18 protein-coding genes and 1 tRNA gene are annotated in these 10,202 nt (G+C 61.5%); 17 read left to right on the top strand and 2 right to left on the bottom strand.

All coding sequences use genetic code 11. The annotated features are described in order from the left end of the window. The 4 genes from AC1DOQ_RS05380 to AC1DOQ_RS05365 form a co-directional block, all read left to right on the top strand. A partial coding sequence (locus AC1DOQ_RS05380; RefSeq protein ID WP_477360962.1) for an EF-Tu C-terminal domain-related protein occupies positions 1–261 on the top strand: 261 nt, incomplete at its 5' end. A 193-nt stretch (positions 262–454) separates the two neighbouring features. Further along, positions 455–766 (top strand): 30S ribosomal protein S10, encoded by a 312-nt coding sequence (gene rpsJ, locus AC1DOQ_RS05375; RefSeq protein WP_047826129.1) that lies wholly within the window; start codon positions 455–457, stop codon positions 764–766. Positions 767–856: 90 nt separating this feature from the next. Beyond that, on the top strand, positions 857–1,429 hold the full coding sequence (locus AC1DOQ_RS05370) for a GNAT family N-acetyltransferase (protein ID WP_477360960.1): 573 nt from the start codon (positions 857–859) through the stop codon (positions 1,427–1,429). A gap of 209 nt (positions 1,430–1,638) precedes the next feature. Continuing rightward, entirely contained in the window at positions 1,639–2,631 is a 993-nt protein-coding gene (locus AC1DOQ_RS05365) for a LacI family DNA-binding transcriptional regulator (protein WP_477360959.1), read from the top strand. Here the strand turns inward: AC1DOQ_RS05365 and AC1DOQ_RS05360 are convergent. Beyond that, entirely contained in the window at positions 2,626–3,756 is a 1,131-nt protein-coding gene (locus tag AC1DOQ_RS05360; protein ID WP_477360957.1) for a mechanosensitive ion channel family protein, read from the bottom strand. The genes AC1DOQ_RS05365 and AC1DOQ_RS05360 overlap by 6 nt on opposite strands. Positions 3,757–3,919: 163 nt before the next feature. After that, positions 3,920–4,123, bottom strand: coding sequence for a hypothetical protein (locus tag AC1DOQ_RS05355; RefSeq protein WP_477360955.1), 204 nt, complete (start codon positions 4,121–4,123; stop codon positions 3,920–3,922). Between the two features lie 62 nt (positions 4,124–4,185). On the opposite strand from AC1DOQ_RS05355, the gene AC1DOQ_RS05350 reads away from it, so the two are divergent. From AC1DOQ_RS05350 to rplX, 13 genes are all read left to right on the top strand, one after another. Continuing rightward, positions 4,186–4,262, top strand: a tRNA-Val gene (locus AC1DOQ_RS05350). 265 nt (positions 4,263–4,527) lie between these two features. Continuing rightward, a complete protein-coding gene (gene rplC, locus AC1DOQ_RS05345; protein ID WP_477360953.1) occupies positions 4,528–5,184 on the top strand; it encodes a 50S ribosomal protein L3 in 657 nt (218 codons plus the stop codon). A 3-nt stretch (positions 5,185–5,187) separates the two neighbouring features. Then, positions 5,188–5,808: a 50S ribosomal protein L4 gene (rplD, locus tag AC1DOQ_RS05340; protein ID WP_477360951.1), complete on the top strand. Its 621-nt coding sequence runs from the start codon at positions 5,188–5,190 to the stop codon at positions 5,806–5,808. Next, the gene (rplW, locus tag AC1DOQ_RS05335; protein WP_442124865.1) at positions 5,805–6,122 is read left to right on the top strand and encodes a 50S ribosomal protein L23; all 318 of its coding nucleotides are present in this window, start codon (positions 5,805–5,807) and stop codon (positions 6,120–6,122) included. The genes rplD and rplW overlap by 4 nt, the downstream gene beginning before the upstream one ends. Next, positions 6,122–6,952: a 50S ribosomal protein L2 gene (gene rplB, locus AC1DOQ_RS05330; protein WP_442124864.1), complete on the top strand. Its 831-nt coding sequence runs from the start codon at positions 6,122–6,124 to the stop codon at positions 6,950–6,952. Before rplW ends, rplB begins: the two co-directional genes overlap by 1 nt. Positions 6,953–6,962: 10 nt before the next feature. Next, complete coding sequence (rpsS, locus tag AC1DOQ_RS05325) at positions 6,963–7,238, top strand: 30S ribosomal protein S19 (protein WP_047826122.1); 276 nt, start codon at positions 6,963–6,965, stop codon at positions 7,236–7,238. Continuing rightward, positions 7,235–7,567 carry a 50S ribosomal protein L22 gene (gene rplV / locus AC1DOQ_RS05320; RefSeq protein WP_170976705.1) on the top strand — a complete coding sequence of 111 codons (333 nt, stop codon included), beginning with the start codon at positions 7,235–7,237 and terminating at the stop codon, positions 7,565–7,567. Before rpsS ends, rplV begins: the two co-directional genes overlap by 4 nt. Positions 7,568–7,577: 10 nt before the next feature. After that, entirely contained in the window at positions 7,578–8,372 is a 795-nt protein-coding gene (gene rpsC, locus AC1DOQ_RS05315; protein WP_036208959.1) for a 30S ribosomal protein S3, read from the top strand. Positions 8,373–8,374: 2 nt separating this feature from the next. After that, positions 8,375–8,794, top strand: coding sequence for a 50S ribosomal protein L16 (gene rplP / locus AC1DOQ_RS05310; RefSeq protein ID WP_005663456.1), 420 nt, complete (start codon positions 8,375–8,377; stop codon positions 8,792–8,794). A gap of 12 nt (positions 8,795–8,806) precedes the next feature. Continuing rightward, positions 8,807–8,998 (top strand): 50S ribosomal protein L29, encoded by a 192-nt coding sequence (gene rpmC / locus AC1DOQ_RS05305; RefSeq protein WP_442124863.1) that lies wholly within the window; start codon positions 8,807–8,809, stop codon positions 8,996–8,998. Further along, complete coding sequence (gene rpsQ / locus AC1DOQ_RS05300; RefSeq protein ID WP_047826119.1) at positions 8,995–9,267, top strand: 30S ribosomal protein S17; 273 nt, start codon at positions 8,995–8,997, stop codon at positions 9,265–9,267. The genes rpmC and rpsQ overlap by 4 nt, the downstream gene beginning before the upstream one ends. Positions 9,268–9,502: 235 nt before the next feature. Beyond that, positions 9,503–9,871 carry a 50S ribosomal protein L14 gene (gene rplN / locus AC1DOQ_RS05295; RefSeq protein ID WP_036172202.1) on the top strand — a complete coding sequence of 123 codons (369 nt, stop codon included), beginning with the start codon at positions 9,503–9,505 and terminating at the stop codon, positions 9,869–9,871. Between the two features lie 10 nt (positions 9,872–9,881). Then, a complete protein-coding gene (gene rplX / locus AC1DOQ_RS05290; protein ID WP_047826118.1) occupies positions 9,882–10,196 on the top strand; it encodes a 50S ribosomal protein L24 in 315 nt (104 codons plus the stop codon). Positions 10,197–10,202: the final 6 nt, after the last annotated feature.

Below are 10,202 nucleotides of genomic sequence, written 5' to 3'. Positions count from 1 at the left end.
GTGTACGTGCTGTCGAAGGACGAAGGTGGTCGTCACACCCCGTTCTTCAACAACTACCGTCCGCAGTTCTACTTCCGCACCACCGACGTGACCGGCTCGATCGTTCTGCCGGCCGACAAAGAAATGGTGATGCCGGGCGATAACGTGTCGATCACCGTCAAGCTGATCGCCCCGATCGCGATGGAAGAAGGTCTGCGCTTCGCAATCCGCGAAGGCGGCCGTACCGTCGGCGCCGGCGTCGTGGCGAAAATCATCGCCTAATTTCGCTTAGCGTGATTCGCCGGAGGGCACTGTCCCGCCGGCACAACGGATGGGGACAGACTTTTCGGTCTGTCCCCATCTGTTTAAGTGAGAACGGTGATATACTCCCGCCTCTTGAGCAGCACCGAATTACCCGAAGCACCTTTTACACATTGCCGGCGCAAAGCCGGAACGTTCTTTTAAAGGAATTAGCATGTCCAATCAGAAAATCCGCATCCGCCTGAAAGCGTTTGACTACAAACTGATCGACCAGTCCGCTCTGGAAATCGTCGACACCGCCAAGCGCACCGGCGCCGTCGTCAAGGGCCCGGTCCCGCTGCCGACCCGCATCCAGCGTTTCGACGTGCTGCGTTCCCCGCACGTGAACAAGACCTCGCGCGACCAGTTCGAAATCCGTACGCACCAGCGTCTGATGGACATCGTGGACCCGACCGACAAGACCGTTGACGCACTGATGAAGCTGGACCTGCCGGCTGGCGTCGACGTCGAAATCAAGCTGCAATAATCACGTGTCACCCGGCGGATTCGTCTGCCGGTGAAGACGGGGCTGGCATCACTTCGGTGGGCCGGCCCCGTTTTCTTTTCCGGAGGCCCCATGAACGAATCCGTCGTCATCGATACGCCCCGCCTGCGCCTGCGCCAGTGGCGCGACAGCGATTACCCGCACTTCGCCGCCATGAACGCCGACCCGCGCGTCATGGAGCATTTCCCGGCCCCGCTCGACCGCAGCGCCAGCGATGCCTTCGCCGAGCGCCTGCGCGCCGAGATCGCGGAGCGCGGCTGGAGCTTCTGGGCGCTCGAGCTGCGTGAAGGAGAGGGGTGTTTCGCCGGCTTTACCGGCCTGCGCGTGCCGGTGGTGCAGCTGCCCTTCGGACCCTGCGTCGAGATCGGCTGGCGCCTGGCCTCCTCGCACTGGGGAAAAGGCTATGCCTCGGAAGCGGCGAGCGCCGTCCTCGCTCACGGCTTCGAGCTACTCGGCCTGGACGAAATCGTCTCCTTCACGGCCCTGCCGAATCTGCGCTCGCAGGCCGTCATGCGGCGCATCGGCATGCGCCACGACGGTGAGATCTTCGAGCATCCGAACGTCGCGCCGGGCCATCGCCTGCGCCCGCACTGCCTGTACCGCATGCGTCGCGAGGACTGGAAGGCGCAAGGCGGCGCCCGCTGATCGCCATCGCCGCCTGCGAGCGCTTGGCCGAAGCCCCTCGAGGCCTGGCTGCGCCGCCACGGCATCGAGCGTGGCGAACTGTTCAGTATCTTTTTGTACCTAGACAAGCCGCAAGACCCGGTCCAGACGCTCGCCGTGCACTGATATGCGTTGTAATTGTTGAAACACATCGGCGATAATCGCGCCTCAGGGGGAACGCGATGGCGACAATGAAGCAGGTAGCGGAGCGCGCCGGGGTCTCGATCTCGACGGTGTCGCATGTGATCAACAATACGCGCCCCGTCAGCGACGATGTGCGCAAGCGGGTGCTGGATATCATCGACGAGATGCGCTACGTGCCCAGCGCCGTCGCCCGCAGTCTCAAGAACGACAAGACCAACACCATCGGCGTGCTGGTGCCGAACAGTTCGAATCCCTATTTTGCCGAGTTGATCCGCTGGATCGAGGACGCCGCTTTCGAGCTCGGCTACCACATCATTCTCTGCAACGCCCACGGCGGCGCGCAGAAGCAGACCGCCTACCTGCGCCTGCTGATGGAAAAGCGCATCGACGGCCTGGTGCTGGTGGCGAGCGGCGCCGACGAAGAGCACGAGCTGCTGTTGCGCAGCCATGAATACGTGCCCATCATCCAGCTCGACCGCGCCCTGCCGGGGCTGGATACCGACCTCGTGCTGGCCGGGCAGGAAGAGGGCGCCTACCGGGCCACGCGCCACCTGATCGAGCTCGGCCACCGCGCCATTGCCTGCGTGTCGGGGCCGGCCGACCTGCCGCGCAGCCGCGAACGGGTTGGCGGTTTCCTGCGCGCCATGGACGAGGCGGGCATCGTGGTGCCGGACGACGATATCATCCGCGGCGAATTCAACAGCGCCGGCGGTCTTGCCGCCTTCGCCAGCCTGCTGGCACGGCCGAGGCGGCCGACGGCGGTGTTCGTGACCAGCGACCTGATGGCGATCGGCGGGCTGTGCGCCGCCAGCAGTGCCGGCGTGCGGGTGCCGGCCGAGCTGTCGGTAGTGGGCTACGACGACATCTGCGCGGCCTGCTACGCCTCGCCGCCGCTGACCACCATCGCGCCGCCCAAGCGCGAGATGGCGCGGCTGGCGGTCGCCCGGCTGATCGAGCGCATCCGCGGCGGTGGCGACGCGCTGCGCAGAATTGCCCTCGACAGCGCGCTGGTGGTGCGCGCCTCTACCGCCCCTCTATGACACGGGACCTCGGCCCGCTGCCGGCGGCAGCGGCGCCGGACCGCGTTCGACCGCCACCAGTCCCTCTTTCTCCTGCGCGGCGACATCCCGCGCATCGTGCACGTGCAGGGTCTGCGCCGGACGGGCCAGTTCGACGCCCATCTCCTCGAAGCGGTCCAGCAGTTGCAGGTAGATCTCTTGCTGGATGTCCATGAAACGCACGTAATCCGGCACCTCGACCCAGTACACGACCTCGAAGTTATACGAGGACGGTCCGATCCCGCTGAAGTGGGCGCGGTCGAAGGTGACCGGCTCGCGCGCCTTGACCAGCTCGGTCAGCAGCGGCGGAATCTCGCGCAGCTTGGCGGTCGGCGTGTCGAAGGTGACGCTGACGCCGAACACCACCCGGCGCCGGCTCATCCGCGTCATGTTCTGCAGCCGGCTCTTGAGCAGGTCGGCATTCGAGAACACCAGCTGCTCGCCGCCCAGGCTGCGGATCCTGGTCGTCTTCAGGCCCACGTGCTCGATCGTGCCCAGGTATTTGTCGACGATGACGAAGTCGCCGATCACGAAGGGCTTGTCGAGCACGATGGAGAGCGAGGCGAACAGGTCGCCGAGGATGTTCTGCACCGCGAGGGCCACCGCGATACCGCCGATGCCCAGCGAGGCCACCAGGGTTGTGATGTTCACGCCGAGGTTATCCAGGATCATCAGGAGGATCACGATCCACAGCACCATGCGGGCGATGAAGCCGACCGCCGCGGCGGAGGTAGCGCGCGCCGGGTCGGCGTTGCTGTTGCCGTAGTACTCTGCCAGCCAGGCGCGCAGGGCGGTATTGCCCCAGATCGCCGCCTGAATCAGGCCGACCACGATAGCGAAGCGCGTGGCGAACTGGTCCACCGATGCCGGCAGCAGCAGCACCGTGCTGCCCGCATACAGGCCCATGATCAGGATCGCCAGCGTCCTGGTCGCCTGCAGCGCGGCCACGGCAATATCGTCGAGCTTGGTATCGGTACGCGCCGCGATGATGCCCAGCCGGTGCACCACCACGGTCTTCGTCAGCTGCAGGGCCAGCGCCACCCCGATGGCGACGCCGAGCGCCGTCAGCCAGGTCAGTACCGAGTTATTCAGGAACATCACTTCCATTCAACATCCTTTCCAGATCGTTTACGGGCTTGCTCACGCCGCCTGCGCGAGGGTGCCGCCCTCGCGGACGGCGCGCTCGACGGCGGCCAGGAAATCTTCGCCCCAGCGCGCCACGTCGTGCTCGGCAACGATGGCCGCCATGCGTTCCGTGCGATACGCGGCCTCATCCTCTCCCATTGTAATGGCGCGGCACACCGGTCACGAATACCAGGGTCGCACCCGCCAGGCTGCCGCTGAACAGCTCGCGCACCTGGCGCCGGGCTTCGCCCGATCCGGCCAGCAGCGTGCCGTCGAGGTCGGTGGCGAGGACCAGCTTGCTGAACCGGCATCGACAGCCCGTGTCACGGTCAGGGCATGTCGTCCGCATAAAAGTTTTCACGGATGGGTATTGCGCTTTTCCAAAAGACCACCTTATAATGCGGCCTCCCCGGGCGGTTAGTTCAGCTGGTTAGAATACTTGGTCGACATCCAAGGGGTCGCAGGTTCGAATCCTGCACCGCCCACCAGAATTCCTCCATATCGCAGGCCCCGAGCCTGCAGAGAAAAGGTGAAGCAAGCCTTTTCTGTGCCGTTCGACAAGAACGGATTCCTTTCTTCTCCATGACAAAAGCGTAAAACGCAACAGAGCGCGTTACTCCTCGCATTCTCCTGTTGCGCCTACTCGACGCGCGCGCTATACTAGCCGGCTTCGGTATGGGCTAGTCTTTTTTTGCTCATACGTTTTTGTAGTTCAATTAGCCCCGCCCAATCGTAGGTGGGAATGGAGAAAAAATGAGCCTGGGCCTCCTCGGTCGCAAGGTTGGCATGATGCGCATCTTCACGGACGACGGCGATTCGATTCCCGTCACCGTGCTGGACGTGTCGAACAACCGTGTTGCGCAAGTAAAAACTCCTGAAACTGACGGTTACTCCGCTGTTCAGGTCGTATTCGGTCAACGTCGCGCCTCGCGCGTGAACAAGGCCAGTGCGGGTCACTACGCCAAAGCTGGTGTCGAAGCCGGTACGCTGCTGAAGGAATTCCGCATCGACGCCGCTCAAGCCGCTGATTTCAAAGCTGGCGACGCCGTCAATGTCTCGATGTTCGAAGTGGGCCAGAAAATCGACGTGCAAGGCACCTCGATCGGTAAGGGCTACGCCGGTACCATCAAGCGTTACAACTTCTCCTCGGGTCGTGCTACCCACGGTAACTCGCGTTCGCACAACGTGCCGGGTTCCATCGGTATGGCACAGGATCCGGGTCGCGTGTTCCCGGGTAAGCGCATGACCGGTCACATGGGTGATGTCACTGTCACCACCCAGAACCTGGAAATCGCCCGTATCGACGCCGATCGTCAACTGCTGCTGGTGAAGGGTGCCGTTCCTGGCGCCAAGAACGGCCAAGTCGTTGTCAAGCCGGCTGTCAAAGTCAAAGCAAAGAAGGGAGCTTAAACGATGGAACTGAAGCTCCTGAATGAGCAAGGCCAAGCCGGCTCGAACGTGAACGCCACCGACGAAGTCTTCGGTCGCGATTACAACGAAGCACTGATCCACCAGATCGTGGTCGCCTACGCCGCCAACGCGCGCTCGGGCAACCGCAAGCAGAAGGATCGTGAAGAAGTCAGCCACACCACCAAGAAGCCGTGGCGTCAAAAAGGTACGGGCCGCGCTCGTGCCGGTATGTCGTCCTCGCCGCTGTGGCGTGGTGGTGGTCGTATCTTCCCGAACTCGCCGGACGAGAACTTCTCGCACAAGGTCAACAAGAAGATGTATCGCGCCGGTATGTGCTCGATCCTGTCGCAACTGGCCCGCGAAGAGCGTCTGAACGTCGTCGAGAACCTGACCATCGAAGCTCCGAAGACCAAGCTGCTGTCGCAAAAGCTGCAGGGCATGGGTCTGGAATCGGTCCTGGTGATCACCGACACCATCGACGAAAACCTGCTGCTGGCATCGCGCAACCTGCCGAACGTGCTGGTTGTCGAGCCGAAGCACGCTGACCCGATGTCGCTGGTGTTCTACAAGAAAGTCCTGGTCACCAAAGCTGCTCTGGCCAAGATCGAGGAGATGTACGCATGAGCGCCGCAATCAAATTCAGCGAAGAGCGCCTGATGAAGGTGCTGCTGGCTCCGGTCATTTCCGAAAAGGCGACCTTCGTCGCTGAAAAGAACGAACAGATCGTGTTCAAGGTTCTGCCGGACGCAACCAAGCCGGAAATCAAGGCTGCCGTCGAGCTGCTGTTCAAAGTCGAAGTGGAATCGGTGCAGACCGTGAACCGCGAAGGCAAGCAGAAGCGCTCGGGCCGTTTCATCGGTCGCCGCAACCACACCAAGCGTGCTTTCGTGGCCCTGAAGCCGGGTCAGGAAATCAATTTTGTCGAGGAGGCTAAATAATGGCACTCGTTAAGATGAAGCCAACCTCCCCAGGCCGCCGCGGCATGGTGAAGGTTGTGAACAGCGACCTGTACAAAGGTCGTCCGTTCGCAGCCCTGGTTGAGAAGAAATCGAAGACCGCTGGCCGTAACAACAACGGTCACATCACGACCCGTCACATCGGCGGTGGTCACAAGCACCACTACCGTGTCGTGGACTTCAAGCGCAACAGCAAGGATGGCATCCCGGCAAAGGTCGAGCGTATCGAATACGACCCGAACCGTACCGCCCACATCGCCCTGCTGTGCTACGCCGACGGCGCACGTGCCTACATCATCGCCCCGAAGGGCGTTGCTGTCGGCGACACGCTGATGAACGGCGCGGAAGCCCCGATCAAGGCCGGTAACTGCCTGCCGATCCGCAACATCCCGGTTGGTACCGTGATGCACTGCGTCGAAATGCTGCCGGGTAAAGGCGCACAGATGGCCCGCACCGCCGGCGCCGCTGTCGTGCTGATGGCCCGTGAAGGCACCTACGCCCAGGTTCGCCTGCGCTCGGGTGAAGTGCGCCGCGTGCACATCGAGTGCCGCGCCACCGTGGGTGAAGTCGGCAACGCCGAGCACAGCCTGCGCAAGATCGGTAAAGCCGGTGCGATGCGTTGGCGCGGTGTCCGCCCGACCGTCCGCGGTGTCGTCATGAACCCGATCGACCACCCGCACGGTGGTGGTGAAGGTCGTACGGCTGCCGGTCGTCATCCGGTGTCGCCATGGGGCCAGCAGACCAAGGGCAAGAAGACGCGTTCGAACAAGCGCACTTCGTCGATGATCGTCTCGCGCCGCGGCAAGAAATAAGGGATAAAACATGACTCGTTCATTGAAAAAAGGGCCGTTCATCGACGCCCACCTGGTGAAGAAAGTCGAAGCTGCGCAAGCCGCCAAAGACAAGAAGCCAGTCAAAACCTGGTCGCGCCGCTCGACGATCACCCCGGACTTCATCGGTCTGACCATTGCCGTGCACAACGGCAAGGTGCACGTGCCGGTGTACGTGTCGGAGAACATGGTCGGCCACAAGCTCGGCGAATTCGCGCTGACCCGTACGTTCAAGGGCCACGCTGCTGACAAGAAGGCGAAACGATAATGGAAACTAAAGCAATCCTCAAAGGCGTTCGCCTGTCCGAGCAGAAGGGCCGCCTGGTTGCGGACCTGATCCGCGGCAAGAAGGTCGACGCTGCGCTGAACATCCTGCAGTTCAGCCCGAAAAAAGGCGCCACCATCATCAAGAAAGTGCTGGAGTCGGCAATCGCCAACGCCGAGCACAACGATGGTGCCGACATCGACGAACTGAAGGTCGTTCAGATCTACGTCGAAAAGGGCCCGATCCTGAAGCGCTTTACGGCTCGCGCCAAAGGCCGCGGTGATCGCATTTCGAAACAATCCTGTCACGTCTACGTGACTGTCGGTAACTAAGGAGCATACGATGGGTCAGAAAATCCACCCAACCGGCTTCCGCCTGGCGGTCACCCGTAACTGGGCATCGCGCTGGTACGCGGGCAACGGCAACTTCGCCGAGATGCTGAAGGAAGACCTGGAAGCACGCGCTTTCCTGAAGAAGAAGCTGAAGAACGCTTCCGTCGGCCGCATCGTCATCGAGCGTCCGGCCAAGAACGCACGCTTCACGATCTACTCGTCGCGTCCGGGCGTGGTCATCGGTAAGAAAGGCGAAGACATCGAAGTCCTGAAGTCGTCGCTGACCAAGATCATGGGCGTGCCGGTGCACGTCAATATCGAAGAGATCCGCAAGCCGGAAATCGACTCGCAGCTGATCGCCGATTCGATCGCCCAGCAGCTCGAAAAGCGCATCATGTTCCGCCGCGCCATGAAGCGCGCAATGCAGAACGCAATGCGCCTGGGCGCCGTCGGCATCAAGATCATGTCGTCGGGCCGCCTGAACGGCATCGAGATCGCACGTACCGAATGGTACCGCGAAGGCCGTGTGCCCCTGCACACCCTGCGCGCCGATATCGACTACGGCACCAGCGAAGCCTCGACCACCTACGGCATCATCGGTGTCAAGGTCTGGGTCTACAAGGGCGATCGTTCGGCAACCGGCGAAGCTCCGGTGATCGACGTGCCGGCCGACGAGAAAAAGCCGCGCGGTCCGCGTCGTGACGACGGCAAACCGGCTGGCCGTGGCCGCCCGGGCGCCAAGCCAGGTACCGCACCAGCAGGCCGCCGTGCTGCCAAGCCGGCTGCTGAGAAAGCAGGAGAATAAGCATGCTGCAGCCATCCCGCAGAAAGTATCGTAAAGAGCAGAAAGGCCGTAACACCGGCATTTCGCACACCCGCGGCACCGCTGTGTCGTTCGGTGAGTTCGGCCTGAAGGCCGTTGCCCGCGGCCGTATCACGGCTCGCCAGATCGAAGCGGCACGTCGTGCCATGACCCGTCACATCAAACGTGGCGGCCGTATCTGGATCCGTATCTTCCCGGACAAGCCGATCTCGAACAAGCCGGCCGAAGTCCGTATGGGTAACGGTAAGGGTAACCCGGAGTACTACGTCGCTGAAATCCAGCCGGGCAAGGTCCTGTATGAGATGGACGGCGTCGCAGAAGAACTGGCGCGCGAAGCATTCCGCCTGGCCGCTGCCAAACTGCCGCTGGCAACCACTTTCGTGGTGCGCCAAGTCGGCCAATAACAGGAGTTAAGAATGAAAGCAACGGAACTCCGCGGCAAAGACCAGGCAGCTCTGCAGCAAGAGCTGAATGAGCTGCTGAAGGCACAGTTCGGCCTGCGCATGCAACTCGCAACGCAGCAGCTGACCAACACCGCTCAGCTCAAGAAGGTGCGCCGCGATATCGCCCGCGTCAAAACCGTGATGACCCAGAAGGAAGCCAAATGAACGACACCACTAAAACGGCGCTGAAGCGTACGCTGGTCGGCAAGGTCGTGTCCGACAAGATGGACAAGACGGTAACCGTGCTGGTCGAGCGTCACGTCAAGCACCCGCTGTACGGCAAGATCATCGTGCGCTCGAACAAGTATCACGCGCACGACGAGACCAACCAGGCCAAGACCGGCGACACGGTCGAGATCCAGGAAGGTCGCCCGATCTCGAAGACGAAAGCCTGGACCCTGACCAAAGTTGTACAGGTCGCACAGGTTCTGTAAGGCCTGAAAATTTGTCTTGCGTGGCCCGCTGGTATCTGGGATACTAGCGGGCTTCGTTCATGTGTTGCCGCAGTTGTCCCCGCGATGTCTGCGGCCTGCAATGAAGTACATTGGAAAGTCCAATCACCCAATCGTAACGCTCCAGCAGGGGCGGTGCCGGCGGGACCAAGACTGACCGCAGGCCTACGGTATATCCGTGGGGTTTTCTACGGCTTAAGTTGGGAAAGAAAATATCATGATTCAAACCGAAAGCCGGCTCGAAGTGGCCGACAATACCGGTGCAAAAGAAGTTCTGTGCATCAAGGTATTGGGCGGCTCCAAGCGCCGTTACGCCAGCATTGGCGACGTGATCAAGGTCACCGTGAAGCAGGCTGCTCCGCGCGGCCGCGTCAAGAAAGGTGAAATCTACAATGCCGTGGTCGTGCGTACCGCCAAGGGCGTGCGCCGTCAGGACGGTTCCCTGGTGAAGTTCGACGGCAACGCTGCCGTCCTGCTGAACGCCAAGCTGGAGCCGATCGGCACCCGTATCTTCGGACCGGTGACGCGCGAACTGCGTACCGAAAAGTTCATGAAGATCGTGTCCCTGGCACCTGAAGTTCTGTAAGGGAGTCGTAATGGATAAGATTCGTAAAAACGACGAAGTCATCGTTCTGGCCGGTAAAGACAAGGGCAAGCGCGGTGTCGTTCAGCAGCGTGTAGATGCTGAGCACGTCATCGTTGAAGGCGTGAACGTGGCCAAGAAGGCCGTCAAGCCGAACCCGATGACCGGCGTAACTGGTGGTATCGTCGACAAGACCATGCCGATTCACGTGTCGAATGTCGCGCTGTTCAATGCAGCGTCCGGCAAGGCTGATCGCGTTGGCTTCAAAGAAGTGGATGGCAAAAAAGTCCGCGTCTTCAAGTCGAACGGCGAAGTAGTGAAGGGGTAATAAGAA

The sequence above is a fragment of the Massilia sp. 01N417 genome, from assembly GCF_056399645.1.
The sequence above is the reverse complement of the archived record's forward strand: the minus strand, read 5'-3'. Positions and strand labels throughout refer to the sequence as shown.